General features: G+C 69.3%; 10 protein-coding genes. 5 read left to right on the top strand and 5 right to left on the bottom strand.

Features of this window, described 5'->3' with window-relative positions; all coding sequences use genetic code 11:
• The coding region (locus GX414_10530; protein NLI47528.1) for a hypothetical protein at positions 1-196 on the bottom strand (196 nt) is incomplete at its 3' end.
• A gap of 397 nt (positions 197-593) precedes the next feature.
• On the opposite strand from GX414_10530, the gene GX414_10535 reads away from it, so the two are divergent.
• Positions 594-3473, top strand: coding sequence for a peptidase M4 (locus GX414_10535; protein NLI47529.1), 2880 nt, complete (start codon positions 594-596; stop codon positions 3471-3473).
• A gap of 156 nt (positions 3474-3629) precedes the next feature.
• On the opposite strand, the gene GX414_10540 is transcribed toward GX414_10535, so the two are convergent.
• Positions 3630-4451, bottom strand: a complete 822-nt coding sequence (locus tag GX414_10540; GenBank protein NLI47530.1) for a class I SAM-dependent methyltransferase — start codon at positions 4449-4451, stop codon at positions 3630-3632.
• Between the two features lie 120 nt (positions 4452-4571).
• Here GX414_10540 and GX414_10545 point away from each other — a divergent pair, with 120 nt between their 5' ends.
• Entirely contained in the window at positions 4572-6710 is a 2139-nt protein-coding gene (locus tag GX414_10545) for a tetratricopeptide repeat protein (protein ID NLI47531.1), read from the top strand.
• Between the two features lie 27 nt (positions 6711-6737).
• Here the strand turns inward: GX414_10545 and GX414_10550 are convergent, their stop codons facing one another.
• The 3 genes from GX414_10550 to GX414_10560 form a co-directional block, all read right to left on the bottom strand.
• Positions 6738-7688 carry a sulfurtransferase gene (locus tag GX414_10550; GenBank protein ID NLI47532.1) on the bottom strand — a complete coding sequence of 317 codons (951 nt, stop codon included), beginning with the start codon at positions 7686-7688 and terminating at the stop codon, positions 6738-6740.
• Positions 7689-7840: 152 nt separating this feature from the next.
• The gene (locus GX414_10555; GenBank protein ID NLI47533.1) at positions 7841-9484 is read right to left on the bottom strand and encodes a DUF3857 domain-containing protein; all 1644 of its coding nucleotides are present in this window, start codon (positions 9482-9484) and stop codon (positions 7841-7843) included.
• 12 nt (positions 9485-9496) lie between these two features.
• Positions 9497-11449 (bottom strand): DUF3857 domain-containing transglutaminase family protein, encoded by a 1953-nt coding sequence (locus GX414_10560; GenBank protein ID NLI47534.1) that lies wholly within the window; start codon positions 11447-11449, stop codon positions 9497-9499.
• 203 nt (positions 11450-11652) lie between these two features.
• Between GX414_10560 and recC the strand changes: the two genes are divergently transcribed.
• From recC to GX414_10575, 3 genes are all read left to right on the top strand, one after another.
• Positions 11653-15012 carry an exodeoxyribonuclease V subunit gamma gene (gene recC, locus GX414_10565; GenBank protein NLI47535.1) on the top strand — a complete coding sequence of 1120 codons (3360 nt, stop codon included), beginning with the start codon at positions 11653-11655 and terminating at the stop codon, positions 15010-15012.
• Positions 15009-18569, top strand: coding sequence for an exodeoxyribonuclease V subunit beta (gene recB, locus GX414_10570; protein ID NLI47536.1), 3561 nt, complete (start codon positions 15009-15011; stop codon positions 18567-18569). Before recC ends, recB begins: the two co-directional genes overlap by 4 nt.
• Positions 18557-19057, top strand: a 501-nt coding sequence (locus tag GX414_10575) for an exodeoxyribonuclease V subunit alpha (protein ID NLI47537.1), incomplete at its 3' end; no start/stop codon positions are given. The genes recB and GX414_10575, both read left to right, overlap by 13 nt.

The following is a 19057-nucleotide window of genomic DNA, read 5'->3' on the forward strand; positions in this document are numbered from 1 at the left end:
CGCGCACCGCGGCCAGCGCCAGCGCCGGCGTCCCGCCGCCGTTGGTGGCGCCCGGCGCCACCCCGGCGTCCAGCAGCGCCTCGACGCGCGCCCGGTCGCCGGCCCGGGCGGCTTCGGCCAGCTCGGGCGACTCGGCGGCCGCGAGCGCGGCCGTCACCACCAGCAGACAAATCCAAATCATCAATGACCGAATCATGTATCCCTCCCCGCAACCTGGATGCCCGGAAAATCGGGCGGGCGGGCGCCGCGCCGGTCCGGCGGGCGTCCCCCTGCCGGTACAAACGGACGGCCGCTCCGAGTGTCCGAAAAACCGAACAGTGATTCCGAGAAGAGTCGTTGTAAGTAGTTGATAAATAAAGAATAAAAAATAATGAAAAAAATAATCAAAAAACATCATACAAAACGCCTCGACGGCTACTTTTATTACAACTGTCTCCAATACTATTCAGCGCGTCGGTGAAGGTGCAGATTTGGTGGTTCGACGGTACTCACTCACAACGCCCGGACTCGCAGGCGATACACCTGCCAGACGACGGGCGTTCCGTCATGCGCCGGAACCGCTCCGCGGGAATCAAAAACTTTGGGAGGTTTCTATGCGGCGTTTCTGGGTTGCGTTGGTTGTGGCGGTCCTGCTCAGCGGCTCGATCCTGGCGCTGAACGCGACCGGTCATCCCAAGATGCTCCAGCAGGAGCAGGTCAAGGCTCTGGCCCAGCTGCCTGAGGTCAGGACCATCAGCGTCGACAAGGACGGCGTGCCCGATTTCATCGCCGGCCGCCTCGGCTATCTGCCTTCCCCTGATGTGGACGGGGCCATTGACTACGTTCACAGCCTGAGCGCCGTGTTCCGTTGCACGGGCCAGGAAGAGCTGGAACCGCGGGACTCGCAGGCTGACGAGTTCGGCCAGCTGCACCTGCGCTTCTCCCAGTCCATCCGCGGCATCCCGGTGATGGGCGCCGATCTCCGGCTGCACATCGACGGTGACACGGGCGAGGTGCTCGTGATCAACGGCCGCCTGGCGCCCCACGACGCCGTGACGATTCCTTGGAACTTCCTGCCGCCCAAGCAGGCGTTCGTGACGGCGCTCCGGGAGGCGGGTATCCACAACGGCCGGATGCTGGACATGCCCACGATGACCTATGTGCTCTCCCCCGAGAACAAACTGTACCTGGCCTGGGAAACCACCTTTGAGTACATGAGCGACCGCGGCCCCCGGATCGACCGCATCTTCGCCGATGTGACCACCGGTGACCTGGTGGAGCGTGTCGGCATCATCAAGGACGCCCTCAGCCGCAAGATGTACACCGCCAACAACGGCACGACGCTGCCCGGCACGTTGCTGTTCTCCGAAGGCGGCACGTCCACTGACACCACCGCCGTAACGGCCTACAACCACGCCGGTACCACCTATAATTACTTCAAGAACAAGTTCAACCGCGACTCCTTTAACAATGCCGGTGCGGTCATGACCACCTCGGTGCACGTGGGTTCCAACTACGTGAACGCTTACTGGAATGGCTCCCAGACCGCCTTCGGCGACGGCGATAATTCCCAGGCCAGCTCGCTGGCCAAGGATTTGGACGTCGTATCCCACGAATGGGGCCACGCCGTGACCGACTATACAGCTGACATGACCTACTCCAACGAACCCGGCGCCCTGAACGAGGCCTACTCCGACATCTGGGCCGCCAGCGTGTCGGCGTATGCAACGGGTGTGGTCGACAGCAACACATGGAAGATCGGCGAGGTTTGCTGGACCCCCAGCACCTCCGGTGACGCGCTCCGCTACATGAACAACCCCACCGCGGACGGCCAGTCGTACGACTATTATCCGGAACGCTACACCGGCACCTCGGATTACGGCGGAGTCCACCTGAACTCCGGCATCGGTAACCTGGCCTACTGCCTGCTCGTCCAGGGCGGCACCCATCCGCGTTCCAAGACCACCACCGTGGTCACGGGCATCGGCGTGGCCAAGGCCGAGCAGATCTTCTACCGCGCCCTGACCACCTACATGACCACGTCCACCAACTTCCAGGGCGCCCGGACCGCCACTGCCCAGGCGGCCACCGACCTGTATGGCGCCTCTTCGAACGAGGTGACTCAGGTCCACAACGCCTGGACCGCCGTGGGCGTGCCCGGTGCTCCGGTCAGCGTCATCACCCTGACCAACGGCCAGACGGTGAGCGGCCTGGGGGCCTCCACCGGCACCATGCTGATGTACAAGATTGCGGTCCCATCCGGCCAGACCTCCCTGGTGGTGACCACCTCGGGCGGCACCGGTGACGCCGACCTGTATGTGAAGCGCGGCGCCCAGCCGACGACCAGTTCCTATGACGCCCGCGGCTACACCAGCGGCAACGCCGAGACCGTGACCATCAGCAATCCGGTGGCCGGCGACTTCTACATCGGCGTGTATGCCTACGCAACGTTTGCCAGCGTCTCCCTGAAGGCCACCTACACCGGCTCCACCACCACCCCGGACTTCTCCTTGGCGGTTTCGCCCTCCACCTTGTCGGTGGCCCAGGGCGCGTCCGGTACAGCCACCGCCACCACCACAGTGAGCGGCGGCTTCAACTCAGCGGTTGCCCTGACGGCCTCCGGCGTGCCCTCCGGCGCCACGGCCACCTTCAGCCCGACCTCCATCGCCGCGCCCGGCTCCGGCACCTCCACACTCACCATCGCCGGCGGCACCGCCACGGCGGGCACCTACACCGTGACCCTTACCGGTACCGGCGGCGGCCTGACCAAGACCGCCACCCTGAGCCTGACCATCACCACGGGCGGCGGCGGCAACGTGCTGACCAACGGCGTGCCGGTCTCGAACCTGTCGGGTTCCACCGGCACCATGCTGATGTACACGATCGCCGTCCCGTCCGGCCAGACCTCCCTCGTGGTCAAGACCTCGGGCGGCACCGGCGACGCCGACCTGTACGTGAAGCGCGGCGCCGCGCCGACGACCAGCTCCTATGACGCGCGCGGCTACACCTCGGGCAACGCCGAGACCGTGACCATCAGCAACCCGGTGGCCGGCACCTTCTATGTCGGCGTGTACGGGTACTCCGCCTTCTCCGGCGTGACCCTCACGGCGACCTATTCCGCCTCCAGCGGCACGTCCATGAACGAGACCGAATCCAACAACACCACGGCCACGGCCAACACCATCAGCACTTCCGGCACCACCGTGACCGCCAAGATCGGCACCTCCACCGACGTCGACTTCTTCAAGGTCAGCCTGCCCGCCGGCAAGACCCTGGCGGTGGTGATGACCCCGCCGTCCACGAAGGACTACGACATCTACATCGCCAACTCCTCCGGGACCGTCCTCGTGCGCGGCCAGAACGGCACCGGTGCCGTGGAGAGCATCTCCTACAAGAACAGCGGCACCACCACGGCGACCTTCTACATCAAGGTGTACGGCTACAACAGCGCCTATTCTTCCACGCTGAACTACACCTGCAAGGCCACCTGGTAGAACGACCGAAACGTCCGATCCAAACGGCCCCGCCCGCAAGGGCGGGGCGTTTTTTTTGGTGAACGGTAAATGGTGAACAAAGAACGGTGAGTTGAGGAATGTGAAGGGAAAGGGGGGGCGGCGGTTCGCGACGCAGCCGGAGGGATGGATTGGGGATTACGGGGCGGCGGGCAGGGTAAGGGTGACGTTGACGGTGCCCGGCAGTATCGACGCGAGGAAGCGACAGCGGTTCAGCACGGCCATATAGGCGGCGGCCGCCGCCGATTCGCGGAAGCCCGGGTTGGGCCAGAACTCCACCTCCAGGCGACCGCCCAGCCGACGGCCGGCGTCGCGGAGATGCCCCAGATGGAGCACATCCTCGTCCACGGCGTCCCGCATCTGGCGGCGGGCCCGCCGGCGGATCCAGCCGATGGCCCAGCCGGGCGCCCAGTTCTCGTACAGGAACACCGCGCGGCCGCCGGGTGCGAGCAGGCGCAGCACCTCGGCCAGGATCCCGCCGTAGTCGTGCCGCTCGCCGAAGTGGTGGAGCGAGGCGAAGGCGAAGATGCGGTGGAACTGGGCGTCGGCGAAGGGGAGCGCGCGCACGGAGCACTCCCAAAGCTCGTCGATGCGCACGCCGAGGAGTTGCTCGTATGCCGCGGCGTAGAGCAGGGCGTCGCGGGCGATATCGGCGGCGACGACGTGGCAGTCCGGCTGCCGGCGTTTGGCCAGGCAGCTGGCCCAGCCCTGGCCGGCGCCGATTTCGAGGACCGTCTGACCCGGTTGGAGATCAAGCCGATCGGCGAGGAGTTGGAAGACGCGGATGAAGTTGGCCTTGGCCGTCAGCAGGTCAAAGAAGCCGGTGTCGCCGTGCGCGCGGCGGATGCCGCTGTAGTAGGCGATCTCCTTTTCCTCCGACGGCGTCAGGGGCGGCGCGGGAGCCGGGCGCCGGATCCGCCCGTCCTGTTCCGCCGTGATACCGCGCTGCAACCGGACCATGCCGTCTCCATCCGGCGAGAGTGTCGGCCGCGAGGCCGCGCCCATTATACGCGATCAGCCGCCGGCGTACCATCGCCGGTGCGCCGCCGGTGAGACAATGGGGTTGGGTTCGACGTCCGAATGCCCTATACTGGTGCCGTGAATGGAGCGCCCGACCCAGCCGCAACCGCCGCCTCCCGGAACGACCGGTCCGCCCTGGCCACCGCCGCCGCGGTCTTCCTGATCGGAGCGTTCATCCTCTACTGGCCGGCCCTGCAAGCTCCCTTCCTGTTCGATGACCTGTATCTCGTGTTTGACAACCGGCCGATTCTGAGCCTGGGCAACCTACCCGCCATGCTCCACCACAACCGCCCCCTCGTCATCCTGTCGTATGCGATCAACTACGCCTGGGGCGGCTACGCGCCGCTCGGGTATCACGCCGTGCAGGTGGCTCTCCACGGGCTCAACGCCTGGCTGGTGGCGATGGTGTTCCTGGTGCTGGCGCGCCGCTGGGGAGGCGCGGCGGGCGCGGCCCCGGCGACGCTCTGGTGGGCTCTGGGAGCCGGTGCGGTGTTCCTAGCCAACCCGCTGCTGTCCATGGCGGTGGTGCTGGTGTCGGCGCGGTCGGAACTCCTCTGCGCCGGCTTCTACCTGCTGGGATTGATCCTGTACCTGCGGCAACGGGACCGACCCGCGGGGATCGGCTGGCTGGGGGTGACGGCGGCCTACCTGGCGGCCGGCTTGTCGAAGGAGATGGCGGTCACGTTTCCGGCCGTCTGCCTGCTGATCGCGCTGCTGGATGGACGCACGCTCCGTCAGACCTGGCGGGAGGAGAAGAAGCTCTGGCTGGCGCTTGCCGTGGTCACGGCGGCGCTGCTCCTGAAGGTGCTCCAGTTCGACTGGGGCGAGACCGTGGGAGGTGGCGGGCTCCCCTTCACCCGGTGGGAGTACTTTCTGACCCAGGTTACCCTCGTGGCGCGCCAGGTGGGTGTGTTCCTTCTGCCGCTACCGGCCTGGCTCTGTGCCGACCCGGACTACCCGGCCGTCCGGAGCCTGCTGGACCCGCGCCTCCTGGCGAGCCTGGTGTTCTGGGCCGCCGCGCTGGCCGGCCTGGTCTGGGCGTGGCGCCGCCGCCGCCGGCTGGTGGTGCTGGCCGGCGTCATGTACCCGCTGGCCGGCGCGCCCACGTCCAGCATCATTCCCATCGCGGATCCGTTGATGGAGTACCGGATCTATGTGCCCGCCGTGTTCCTGGCCCTGCTGATCGCCGGCCTGGCCTGGCCGGCGGACGCGGCGCTGCGCGGCGATCGCCGGGACCGGTGGTGGACGGCGGCGGGCGCCGTGGTGCTCGGCCTTCTGGTGCTCGGGTTCGCTGGTCTGCTGCAGGCGCGCCTGCCCGCCTACCGCTCGCCACTGGCGTTCTGGAGCGACACCGCCGCCAAGGCGCCGGACAAGCCCCGCCCGAACTATAACCTGGCCGTGGTCCAGATGCGCCAGGGCCGACTGGAGAAGGCGGTCGCCGGCTTCCGGCGGGTGCTGGCGCTGGAGCCGGGCAACACGGACGCCCTGCTGCAGCTGGGCGACATCGCGCGCGATCGGGGCGACTACGCCGCCGCCCAAGGCCTCTACGAACAAGTGCTGCGCCGTCAGCCCAAGTCCGGCGTCGTCGCCAACCGCATGGCCTACCTGGCCATTCAGACCGGCCGGTACGACGAGGCATTCGCCCTGCTGGCGCAGTTCCCCCAGGTGTCGAAGGACGCCGGGTACTACCTCAACCTCGCCATCTATTTCTCCCGCACCGGGCAACTGGACCGCGCGGCGGCCATGTACCGCCAAGTCCTGGAGCTGGAACCCCACAACCCCGTGGCCTGGACCAATCTGGGCAACGTCTATCAGCGCAGTGGGCGGCCCACCCAAGCCGGCGAATGCTATCGGCGGGCGCTGTCGCTGGAACCCAACTACCACCTGGCGCATTTCAACCTGGCGTTGCTCTGCGCCCGCCTCGGCGAACTCGATCGCGCGCAGGCCTCGCTGCGCACCGTGCTGGCGCTCAACCCCGGGTTCGCCGCAGCGGAGCTGGAACTGGGCAACGTGCTGGCGTCGGGCCGGCGGTACATCCAGGCCGAGGGGCACTATCGCCGGTTTCTGGAGAGACAGCCGAACCATGCCGAGGGCTGGCGCCGGCTGGGTCTTGTGCTCGATGAGTTGGGCCGGACCGACGAGGCGGCGCAATGCCGCAAGCGGGCCGAGCGGCTGGACGGGCCGTCCCCGGCCCGTTGATCCGTTGCCGGCAGGAAATCCGTCATTTTAAATGGAGGTCGGGGGTTCGGCGGGATCCACGGGCCGGCCGGACGCCCGCCAGGCATCCAGGCCGCCCGCCAGCGGTCGGGCGCGGGGGAAACCCAATCGATGCAGCTTCAGGGCCATGGCGGCGCTCGACGCCTCACGGGGGCAGTTGCAGTACAACACCACATCCCGGTCGGACGGGATCTCCCCGCGGCGGCGTTCCAGCTCGGCGGCCGGGATCCGGTGGGCGCCGGGCAGGATCCCTCCGTCGGCGGCGATCTCGTCGGGGTGGCGCAGATCGATGACCGCGGGCGGATCGGCGCTCGCCAGCATCAGTGCCAGCTCGTCGACGCCGATCCGGGCCCGGTGAATCGTGCGCAGAAATCGCCGCCGGTGCCGGAATTTCAAAATCACATACACGGCCAGCGGGACGGCCAACAGAACGATGAGGAAGGCGCCCAGGCGCAGGCCCCAGCGGGCCAGCACCTCGAGCTGGGTGTGGAACAGGCAGCCCAGCACCATCCAGCCGCCGGCCCAGAGGATGATCCCGGCTCCGTTGCCGATCTGGAACACCAGCGGACTCATTCGGCTGGCGCCGGCAAGCGGCGGAGCGATGAGGCTCAGGCCGGGCAGGAACTTGGCCACCGCCAGCGTCCACGCCCCCAGCCGGTCGAACGCGCCCAGGGTGCGCCGCACGCAGGTGTCCGGTTCCAGCGCGATCCGGCAGAGCAGCCGGATCACCGCGTGACCCCGCCAGCGCCCCAGCAGGTACCAGCCGGTGTCGGCGATCACCGATCCGGCGAAGGCGGCGGCCAGCGCCCCCGCGAAAGAAAAGCGGTCGCCGGCAGCCAGCGCGCCCATGGCCAGCAGGCCCGGCAGAGCGGACACGGGCAGGCCCAGCTGCTCCACGAACACCAGGAGGAACAGGAAGAGGTAACCGTGCTGCAGCAGGAACTGGATGATCGCGTCCATGAACTTCTCTTGAATCGGCCGTTGACTCGGCATCCACCGCATGCCGGCTGCTTGGATGACGGTCATGGGGGGGTGCGGTTCAAGTCAGAGATGCCGGAGGACGAAAACAGGGCCGGACGTCCCGCCGCAGTTGGGACGCCCGGCCGATAGGATCAGGGGGCCTCGGCGAAGGCGACCTTGTGGCTGGCGGCCAGCAGCGGCGCCAGCAGGGCCTGCAGTTCGGCCATCGCCGGTCGCTCGAACCGGGTGGCCTTCAGGTCGAGCTGCGCGGAGAGCTCCAGGCGGTCGTCGCCGGCCGTCCAGGCCCAGCGGCTGGAGCCGGCGGCGTTGGCCACCGTCTGGGGCGGCGCCGTCACCCAGCGGCGGGCTTTCAGCGTCCGCACCGTGAGGTGCATCCGGACGCGCACGGGTGCCGGCAGGCTGAGCCGCGTGCAGCGCTCCGCCGCGGCGACGAGCGCCGGCAGTTGGAGGTAATCGGCCAGGGCGTCGGTCAGGGTCAGCCGGTCGTCCGCCAGCGCGGCGGTCACCGTCCCCGTCTGGACCACGCGCTGGGGCGTGGCGTGTGTGGTCTCGACGCCGGACGCCTTGGCGCCGGCCAATGGGAGCAGGCGGGCCAGTGCCGCCGCTGCGGGCGGATGGTCCACGGCCAGCAGGGCGGGGCCCTCCAGTGCGCCGCCTTCGGATTCCGTCAGGTCAATCCAGAGCTCCACTACCGTCGGAGCGGGCTCGGCAAGAACCCGGCCGTCGAGGGCCACCGGGACTCGCCCGTCCGCCGGCAGGCTGGCCGGGCAGACCGGCCCGTTCGGTGTCAGCACGGCCCAGCCGGGATCGTCGAGCAGCGGCTGGCCGTCGACGATTTCGGCGAGCGCCGCCACCTGGTGTTCCACGCGGTAGTGGTCCAGTACCGCGGCGGCCAGGGCGGCCGACTCCAGCGGCGTGGCGTAGCCCGACCGCCAGACGGCCGGCAGCGCCCGCAGGGTATAGGCGGTGCGCTCCGCGTTCAGCGCCACCGGCGCCAGTCGCTCGTTCAGCAGGTGGCGGAGGCGCGTCAGGATCTCGCCGGGCAGGGCGTCGGGGCCCAGCTTCAGCTCGGCAAGCAGGTCGGGCAGTCCGTCACGCGACTGGGCCGCGATGGCCGCGCGCGCGGCGGCCAGCGGGCTGCGCAGCTCGAGGTAGACGAACGGCGTATCCGCCGCCGCGGTGAAGTGGTTGTCCTGAAGCAGCGGCGGGACGTCGGTCACCGTGAAGGCGTTGCGGCCGGCGCCGCGCGCCAGGCCGTGGGTCCGGACCGGGGCCGGCAGACGGCCCGCGACGGTCACGGTTTTCCGGCGGATGGGGTAGTAGCCGGCCATGCTTTCGTATACGGCCGTGCGGAACGGCCGCCGGTCGGCGATGACGTATTCGAAATCGATCGTGCAGCCGGGTTCGAGTCCGGTGTGGGAGACCATCTTCTCCCGCAGATGGGTGAAGTCGGGGGCGTTCTGGACGGCGAAGACGCCCTGGTCCAGGATGCCGTTGTCGGGGGTGGGCACGGCGGTGCCGTCGGCCTGGGTCGTCACCGAGCGGATGATCCGGATCTCCTCCAGGTCGGGATTGTAGGTGTGGAACCACTCGCCCCAACGGCCGAACGCCACGGCGTCGTGGACCTGGACCTTCTGGCGGACGTGGCGCTGCACGGCGCCGTCGGCGGCGATGGTGAAGGTCACGTGCTCTTCGATCACTTCCGCCGCGGCCTGGGCCAGCGCCGGCAGGAGCAGCGCGGCGGCGAGCAGGGTCATGATGATGATGCGTTTCATGGCCGCCTCCTTTTAGTAGCGGACGATCACGTACCGGCTCTCCGCGTCCTGGAAGGCGCCGATGGCGTCCTTGTACTCCTTCCAGGCGGCGGCCGGGTAGATCCGTTTCTTCAGCGACAGGGTGGTCTGGCGCCGCAACGTCGCGCCGTCGGCGGATGCGGCGAGCGCCAGTTCGGCGAATTCACCGCCGCAACGCTTCTCCGGCGCCAGCACCGATCGGTCGGCGGCGATGGCGCGGGGGAACTCCAAACTCTCGGTGATCCGGTACAGCTTCGTGCAGCGGCTCCGGAACCCGTACTCCCGGGTGTCGGTGTCGGGGAAGCGCATGTCGAGCTCGTTGTTGATGGGGTCGCGGCGGGCGTAGGTCAGCGCCGGGGAGCGCAACCGCCAGCCATCGCCGCCCCGCAGAGCGTAGCGCGGGATGACGCAGTCGATGGCCGCTTCCATGGGCTTGGCGATGTCGTTGGGGTCGCTGTACGCGAGGGCGGTGATCGTGACGTCGGGATAGAGGCCCTTGAGGATGCGGGTGAAGTACGCCTCGGTCTCCGGGCGGTGGTTGGCGCGGGTGGCGCGCCGCATCATCGCGTCGGTCTGCCCTTCCGCTTTGACGGTCAGCCGGCCGGTGAAGGTACCGTCATCGGCGATGGCCCCCGTCACCGCCAGGTCGTAGTAGTGGTTTTCCGGCGGTGAGTACGGAGTGGTTCTGAGAGGCTGGCCCTCCTTATAGCCCACGAGGTACTGCTGCTCCTGCTCGGCCGATGACCACTGTTCGCGCACCCAGGGCACCCAGGTCGGATCCAGCATCCGGAAGGTGCCGTCGCCCTGGCGCAGCGCCACGACGCTGTGGTTGAAGAAGTCGGCGGGGAAGTTGTCGATCCGGGCGCCGGCCATGGTCATGGCCGGATACGCCTCGAAGCCGGCGGCGCGGAGGAACGTGACCAGGAGGCTGGCCTTGTCCTTGCACACGCCGCTCCGGTCGCGGAAGATCATGTCGGAGGGGTGGAGGGTGTACCCCTCGCCCTCGCCCATGGACAGCCCGGAATACCGGATGTAGTGGGCCACCCAGTGGTTCAGGACGTCGATCTTCTCCTCGTCGGTGCGGCAGCCCTTGACCAGCTCGTCCACCTTGGCCTTGATCTCGGGCAGCACCTTGAAGCTGAAGTTCTCGTTGACGCCATAAAACCACTCCGATTTGTCCTCCCAGCGCACCGTCGTGGAGACGAGCAGCTTGAGGGCCACGTCGGAGGAGGCGACCATGGCCGGCTCTCGTTTCAGCGGTTCGACATCCTCGCGGCTGAAGATGTAACGCATGCCGGTGTCGGTGAACTCGGCGGCCGGCGCCAGCGTGCCGCCGTAGACGCGGTACTGGATCGGCTTGCCCGCCGGCACCTCCACGGCGTACCGGGTGCTGAGCACCGGGTGGTCGGCCTGCATCTCGACGATGTCGTAGAAATGGCCTTCCATGGGCGGCGCGAACCGCGTGTCGTCCAGCGCCTCCGCCAGGAGGGCGTAGGAGAAGCCCTTCTTCTCCAGCTCCAAGGTGACGACGTCGCCTTCGGCCAGCAGGCCGTAGGGAATCGACACGCGGACGTTGGGCCAGAAGATGGCCCGCGCCGGCTGGGGATAGCTCCGGACCGCGTCCAGGGGCACCTCACGGCGGGTGCCGTCGGGGCGGATCACGGCGGCGCTCGTCACCCGGATGCCCATGGTCAGCGGGTCGTAGAAGAAACTCAGCGTCTGAAACTCCCGGCAGCCCGCCGTCGAAAGTACCTTGACCGCCGAGCGCTCGACGCGGTGGCTCATGCCGTTGGGGTGCACCCGGACGTCGGCGTCGTTGTAGAGATGCACGTAATCCTGCTTGCCCTTGTACTGGTCCGCCTTGCGGGACAGCTCGGCCAGTCGATCGCCGGCCAGCGCCCAGCCGGCGGCGGCCGCCAGCACCAGGAGCGCGATGAATCGCCGCATACTGCCTCCTCGGGGAAAAATCGAAAGTGCATCTTAGCACCGCCGGTCGGCGGCGCCCAAGTGGAATCGCGGACAGCAGACATCGGAAATCGGACATTGGAATTCGGATATCGGACATCGTGCCGTGAAGTTTGGCGTTTCCGCAGCCCGCCGCGGGTATGAAAAACTTGAACTTCTTCGCCGGTATGCAATACGATGACACCATGCCGAGAGCCGCACACACACCGCTGGAAGCGGGCCTGTTCCTCCGGACCAGCAACGACCTGAACGCCCTGGCCGACCGGCTGGCCCGGATGGTCGCCGAAGCGCCGCTCGGCGATCCACTGCGCCCCGAGATCGTGGTGGTGCCCACCCGCGGCATGGGTCGGTGGCTGTCGCTCCGGCTGGCCCGCGCCACCGGCGTCTGCGCCCATACCCGGTTCATCTTCCCCAACCGGCTGGTGACCGACGTGCTGCGCCCGCTGGTTCCGGAAGCGGACGATCCCGCCCCGTTTGACCGGGACAACCTGACCTGGGCGGTGGCCGACCTGCTCCGCACCGACGTCGGACTGGCGGAGCGGCCGGAGACGGCGCCCATCCGGCAATACATCGGTGGCAGCGAACTCAGGCTCTACCAGTTGGCCAGCCGGATCGCCGACACCTTCGACCAGTACTTGGTGTACCGGCCCGATTTCATCCGGGCCTGGGAAACCGGCGGACGCCGTCTGCCCGGCGATGCCGACGAAGCCTGGCAGGCGCTGGTCTGGCGGGCCCTGCTGGAACGGCTCGGCGGCGGCCACCGCCTCCGGCTCCAGGAGCGGCTGCTCGCCTGCCTGGAGCGGGGGCCGCGGGCGAGCGTCGCCGCCCTGGCGGAGCGCGTGTCCGTGTTCGGCTTGCCCACCCTGCCGCCGTATCACCTGGCCGTCCTGGCGGCGCTGGCGCGGCACGTCCCCGTCTACATCCACCTCCTGACGCCGTCGGCCGAGTACTGGGGCGACCTGCGTTCGGAGCGCGAGCGGCGCCGCTTGCGCGGCGGCCGTCCCGCCGATCCGGAGCTGGACCGCGAATTCCACCTGGAAGCGCGCCAGCCGCTGCTCGAGGCGTGGGGCAAAACCGGCCGCGATTTCCTTGAAGCCCTCCTCGACCTGGACGCTCAAGCCGAGGAGTTGTTTCCCCAACGGGAACGGCGGCATCTGCTGGGCCGTCTTCAGGCTGATTTGGAACAGCTTGTGAACCGCGGCCGCGGCAAAAATCCGGAGGCGGCGCCCCTGCCGGTGGCGCCGGACGACCGTTCCATTCGGGTGGTGAGCTGCCACAGCCTCATGCGGGAGGCGGAGGTCCTGCACGACCACCTCCTGGACTGCTTCGCCACGCTGCCAGACCTGGCGCCCGGCGACATCCTGGTGCTGGCGCCTGACATCGAGACGTATGCGCCCTACCTGCGCGCGGTGTTCGATTCGGTCCCGCCGGGGCGGCGGATTCCGTACACCATCACCGACCGCAGCCCGCGCCGCGAGAGCCCGGTGGCGGAGGCCTTCCTGACGCTGCTCCGACTGGCGGACAGCCGCTTCACCGCGCCGGACGTGCTGGCCCTGCTCGAATTCGTCCCCGTGCGGGAGCGCTTCGCGTTGACGGCGGACGACCTGGAGCGCATCCGAGGGTGGCTGGTCGGCGCCAACATCCGCTGGGGCCTCGACGGCCCGTCCAAGGAACGGCTGGGCCTGCCACCGGAACCGACCCACACCTGGCGCGCCGGATTGGACCGCCTGCTGCTGGGGTACGCGCTGCCGCCCGAAGCGGACGCGCTGTTCGGCGGCATCGCCCCGGCCGCCGGGGTGGAGGGGGACGGTGCCGCGGTGCTGGGCCGGTTGGCCGAGCTGGTGGCGGCCTTCGGACGGCTGGCCCGCACGCTGGACGGCAGCGTCACCCGCCGGGAGTGGGCCCGGCGGCTGGCCGTGTTGCTGGACGAATTCTTCGTCCGCAGTGAAGACGTGGACCGGGAAACCGAGTGCCTGCTGGCCGCGATCCACGACCTGGGCGAATTGCCGGGGTTGGGGGATGAGGGGCCGGCGTACGGGCTGGACGCGGTGCGGCACAGCCTGGAGGAGACGCTGGGTCAGCCCGCCGTGGAGTTCGGGTTCCTGACCGGGCGGGTGACCTGCTGCTCCATGGTGCCCATGCGGAGCATCCCGTTCCGGGTGATCGCCCTGCTGGGCTTGAACGATGCCGAATTTCCCCGACAGGCGCCGGAGTGCGGTTTCGACCTGATGCGGCGCGAACACCGGATCCTGGACCGCTCCCGCCGCGACGAAGACCGCTACCTGTTTCTGGAGTCGCTGCTGTCGGCGAGGGACGTTTTCTACATCAGCTACATCGGTCGCCATGCGCGGGACAACTCGGCGCTCCAACCCGCCGTGGTGGTGAGTCAACTCATCGATTACATCGACCAGGGGTACCGGTTTCCCGACGCCGGCAGGCAGCAGGCGCCGGGGGACGAACCGCCGGTTCCTCGCCTGGTCGTGGAGCACCCGCTCCAGCCGTTCAGCGAACGTTATTTCACCGGGCCGCCCGGCGGCGCGCTGTTCACCTTCTCGGAAGCCGCCGCGCAGGCGGCGGGGAGAGGACCCGCCGCCGCGCCGGCCGTGCCGTCCCGCCTGCCCCCGGCGGGGCCGGAGTGGCGGGTGATGACACCCGGACAACTGACGGAGTTCTTCCGCAACCCGGCCAAGTTTTTGTTGGTGAACCGCCTCCAGGCCCGCTTCGAGCGGGAGGAGGCGGAGCCGTCGGGCGAGGAGCCGTTTGCGCTGGACAGTCTGGCGAAATACTGCCTCAAGGACGCGGTGCTGACCGGGCTGGCGATCGGAGCCGATCCCGGTCCGACGCGTGCGCGTCTCCAGGCGGCCGGGGAGCTTCCCCCCGGCACGGCAGGTCAGGTGGCGTTCGCCGAACTGTGGCGGGAGGCGGTGGCCATCCGGGAGCGGGTGGCGCAGGCGCAGGGAGATGCCGAGACCGAGTCGATGGCGGTGGAGCTCGCGCTCCCAGGCCCGGACGGGCCCCTCACCATCCGGGGCGCGGTGGGGGGAGTGTCCGGCGGCACACTTCTGCGGGTCCGGCCGGGGGCGATTCGGGCCGTAGACCGGCTGTCCCTGTGGGTGGAGCTCCTGCTTCTGTCGGCCGCTCATCCCGACCGGGTGAGCCGCGGCGTGTTCATCGGGATGAAGAAGAAAGATGTCGACCATTGGTCCATCGCGCCGATCCCCGACCCGGCGGCTGTGCTCGCCCGACTGCTTGAGGTGTTCTGGGAAGGGGTCCACGGGTTCATCCCCTTCGCGCCCCGGTCATCCGAGAAATTCGCGGCGGAGTTCCGCAAACAGGGTGACACCGCCCGGGCCATGCGCGCGGCTCAGGACGAATGGCTGGGTGGATACCGGAAATCTCCGGAGGCTGATGACTTCTGCCTCCGCCTGGCCCTGGACCGCCTCGGTGTGTTCGCCTCTGAAGGCGGCGGAGTGCACGAGGAATTCGCCAGGCTGGCGCTGACGGTGTTCGAACCGCTGCTGGACTCTGGTGAGGAGACGCGGTGAACAAGCGGACCTGCCGATCGTTCGATGTCCTGGCCGACGAGCTGCTCGCGGGCCGCCACCTCATCGAGGCCAGCGCCGGCACCGGCAAGACGTACGCCATGGCACTGCTATGCCTGCGCCTCCTGCTGGAGCCGGACGACGCACCGCCGGTGGACCAGATCCTGGCGGTGACCTTCACCGAGGCGGCCACCGCGGAGCTGCGCCGGCGTGTGCGCCGCTTTTTGAAGGACGCCCTCCAGGACGGCCCGTGCCGCCACGCCGAAATCGACACCATCCGGCGGCGGGCGGCGGCGCGACACGGAGCGGCGACGCTGGCCGCGCGCCTTCAGGCTGCCGAGCAGGACATGGATCAGGCAGCCATCTTCACCATCCATGGCTTTTGCCACCGGGTGCTGAAGGTGTCGGCGTTCGAGAGCCGGGTGCTGTTCCAGACCGAGCTGGCGACCGACACGGACGATCTGCTCCGGGAGGTGGTCTGCGACTTCTGGCGGCGGGAGATCGCCGGTGCCCCGGCCTGGCTGGCGGCTCATGCCGCCGAGCAGGGGCTGACCCCCGACACGCTGGTGGACCGGTTGCCCCGTCAACTGTGGAATCCCGAGCTGCGCCTGTTGCCTGAGGTCGCGCCCGTGGATGCGGCGGCGATGGATCGCCGCTTCGCCGAGCTCCACAACCGGTATGTCCGGTTCGGCGGGATGTGGCTGTCTGCACGGGACGACGTGATCGCATTGTTACTCGACGGACGCTTCAAGGGCAACATCTACAAGGATGAATCGGTGGACCGGTTGGCGCGCGCCATCGATGCCTGGCTGCAGGCCGGCGCCGCCGCTGTGGATTTGAAGGCCGTCGAGCTGCTCATCCCGGACAAGATGAGCCGGTCGCTGAAAAAGGGATTCGGATTGCCGGAGCATTCCGCCATCGCCCTGTTCGGCGAAATCGTTGCGGAGACGGAGCGCTTGAACGGGCAGGTGGCCGACGCGCTGTTTGCCCTGGAAATGCGCCTCGTGGAGCAGGTCCGCCGGGAGCTGCCACGGCGCAAGGAGGCGGCGCGGGTGCGCGGCTTCGACGATCTGCTCCGGGCGGTGCGCGAAGCGCTGGCCGGACCCGACGGCGAGGAGTTGGGGTCCGCGTTGCGCGCCCGGTACCGGGCGGTGCTTGTGGACGAATTTCAGGACACGGACCCCGTTCAGTACGCCATCTTTCAGAAGGCATTTGGCCGGAGCGATACGACGGTTTTTTACATCGGCGACCCGAAGCAGTCCATCTACAGCTTTCGCGGCGCCGACATCTTCGCCTACCTGCGCGCCGCGCGAGAACAGGGCGTGGTCCGGCACACGATGACGCGCAACTACCGGTCCACACCCGGGCTGCTGGCGGCGACGGCGCGGCTGTTCAGGGGCGAGCGTCCCTTCGTGATCGCGGGGATCGAACTGCCGCCCGTGGAGGCGGATGCCGAGCGTCCCTGTCCGCTGCTCACCGAAGGCGGCCGGGAAGCGCCGGCGCTCACTATCTGGACCCTGCCGCCCGACCTGCCCGAGTGGTGCTGGGACGATGGCCGGTACAAGGTTGCCGTGGCCCGCCAAATGGCCGCCCGCGCGGTGGCCGCGGAGATCCGCCGGCTGCTGGATCCGGCCCGCGACTGCCGGATCGGCGCCGAACCGTTCCGCGCGGCCCACGCGGCCGTCCTGGTCCGCAGCCGGACCGAGGCGCAGCTCGTGAAGGATGCGCTCCAGGCCGCCGGCGTGCCGGCGGTGCTCTCCCGGGCCGACAACGTGTTCGGTTCTCCGGAGGCGGAAGAGATGGAGCTGATCCTGCGGGCGGCGGCGGCGCCGTCGTCGGGCGGCGCGGTGCGCGCCGCGCTCCTCACCGACGCCCTGGGGCTGGACCTGGCCGGCGTGGACCGGCTGGCCCGCGAGGCGACGGAGTGGGAAGGCTGGCTCGAACAGTTCCACCGCCTGCACGACGCGTGGGCCACGCGGGGGCTGCTCCCCATGCTCCGGCGGCTGGACGCGGAGTGCGGCGTCCGGGGGCGTTTGCTGGGCCTGGCCGGCGGCGAGCGGCGGGTGACCAATTTTTTCCATGTGGCGGAGCTGCTGCACGGGATCGAGTCGGAGTGCGGCATGGGCCTGGCCGGCGTGATCGGATGGCTGGCGGGCCGACGGGCCGAGTCCGGTGACGAACGGGTGGACGCGTACGAGCTGCGTCTCGAAAGCGATGCCGACGCCGTCCAGGTCCTGACCATGCATCGCAGCAAGGGGCTGGAGTTTCCCGTGGTGTTTCTCCCGTTCCCGTGGAGCAGAGGGAGGAAGCTCTCGAAAAATGAGCCGTGCGGCTACCACGACGATACCGGCCGGCCGGTCTGGGATTACGGCTGCGCGGATAAGGTCCGGGCCAGGCGGGAGAAACTGGCCGAGGACGTCCGGCTGCTTTACGTGTCGGTGACCCGCGCCCGATGCCGGTGCTACCTCGCCTGGGACCGCATTAACGAAGCTGAGGATTCGGCACCCGCCTACCTCTTCCACCGGCGCGACGGCGAGCCCGCGCTGCCGCCGACGCGCGAGGCGCTGCTGGCGGATCTGGAGGCGCTGCGGAGCGGCGCGCCCATCGAGGTCGCCGAGCTGCCGCTGGCGGCGCCGCCGATGCTCGCCCCGACCGCCGGAGCGGTCGTCCCGCGGGTGCCGCGGGAGCTGCTGGCGCCGGTCCCGGCGGGCTGGCGCGTGGTGAGCTACTCCGTGCTCACGCGGGGCGCCGCCGCAACCCCCGCCGTGGAGGAGCTGCCTGACCACGATCCCGAGATCGGGCCGGCCGCAGTGTCTGCGGAGCCGGCGGTCGCGGCGCGTGAGGATCATCTGGCCTTCCCCCGGGGCGTGCGTGCCGGCACGGCGCTGCACGCGATCCTGGAGCGGATCGACTTCGCCGCGCCCGACTGCGCCGGCGTGGTGGAGGAGCAGCTCCGGCGGCACGGACTGGCCCGGCGGTCGTCGGACGGCGCGGCCTGGGCCCCCGGGGTCGCCCGCTGGATGCAGCGGGTGCTGGCCGCGCCGCTGACCGACGGCCTGCGGCTGGCGGACATCGGCGGGCCGGATCGGGTTCCGGAGCTGGAGTTCTGGCTGCCGCTGCGACTGGTGACTCCGGCGGACCTGGCGACGCTGGCGGGCGACGACGAGCCGTCCGCGCTGGTGGCCGTCTCCGGGTATCTGCGGGGCTATATCGACCTGGTGTTCCGCCACGCCGGCCGGTACTACCTGCTGGACTGGAAGTCCAACCACCTCGGCATCCAGCCCGGCGATTACCTGCCGGAGCGGCTCGCCGAGGCCATGCGCGTTCACCACTACGACCTGCAACTCAACCTGTACGTGCTGGCGCTGCACCGGTACCTGGCGCGCACGCTCCCCGGCTACGACTACGACCGCCACATGGGCGGCGCCTTTTACCTGTTTCTGCGGGGGATGGATCCGGCTGACCCACGCCGTCCCGGCGTCTTCCACCGCCGTCCGGAACGGGCGCAGGTGGAGGGGTGGGCGGCGCGCATCCTGGAGGAGCCGTCATGGACGCCGTAGCGGAGCGGATCCTGGCGGATCCGCGGTTTCAGGAAATCGACCGCCACTTCGCCCGGCTTGTCGACGGGCTGGACCCGGCCGCCGGACCGGTGCTGGCGGCGGCGGCGGCGCTGGTGAGCCGTGCCCGCGCCGAAGGGCACATCTGCCTGGACCTCGAACTGGCGGCGGATGAATCGGCCGCCGCCTGGCCGGAGACGGCGGCCTGGGGCGGCGGCGGCGCCTGGGCGCGCCGCCTGGCGGCGTGCCGGCCGGTGGGCGGCGCCGGCGAATGGGCGCCGCTGGTACTGGAAGGGCGGCGGCTGTACCTGTACCGCTACTGGCGCTATGAGCAGACGCTGGCAGAGCGGTTGCTGGCTCTGGCGGCGGATCCCGCCGCGGATTCGGCCGACCCGGAACTGGGCGCGCGACTCGGCCGGTTCTTCCCGTCCGCCGCGACGGTGCCCGACTGGCAGCGGGTGGCCGCCTACGTCGCGGCGACCCGGCGGTTA

It is taken from the genome of Acidobacteriota bacterium, assembly GCA_012517875.1.
Classification (GTDB): Bacteria; Acidobacteriota; JAAYUB01; order JAAYUB01; family JAAYUB01; genus JAAYUB01.

Coding starts and splice junctions, on each gene's coding strand:
- GX414_10535 (NLI47529.1), top strand. CDS start 594: ATGCGGCGTTTCTGGGTTGCGTTGGTTGTGGCGGTCCTGCTCAGCGGC.
- GX414_10540 (NLI47530.1), bottom strand. CDS start 4,451: ATGGTCCGGTTGCAGCGCGGTATCACGGCGGAACAGGACGGGCGGATC.
- GX414_10545 (NLI47531.1), top strand. CDS start 4,572: ATGCCCTATACTGGTGCCGTGAATGGAGCGCCCGACCCAGCCGCAACC.
- GX414_10550 (NLI47532.1), bottom strand. CDS start 7,688: ATGGACGCGATCATCCAGTTCCTGCTGCAGCACGGTTACCTCTTCCTG.
- GX414_10555 (NLI47533.1), bottom strand. CDS start 9,484: ATGAAACGCATCATCATCATGACCCTGCTCGCCGCCGCGCTGCTCCTG.
- GX414_10560 (NLI47534.1), bottom strand. CDS start 11,449: ATGCGGCGATTCATCGCGCTCCTGGTGCTGGCGGCCGCCGCCGGCTGG.
- recC (NLI47535.1), top strand. CDS start 11,653: ATGCCGAGAGCCGCACACACACCGCTGGAAGCGGGCCTGTTCCTCCGG.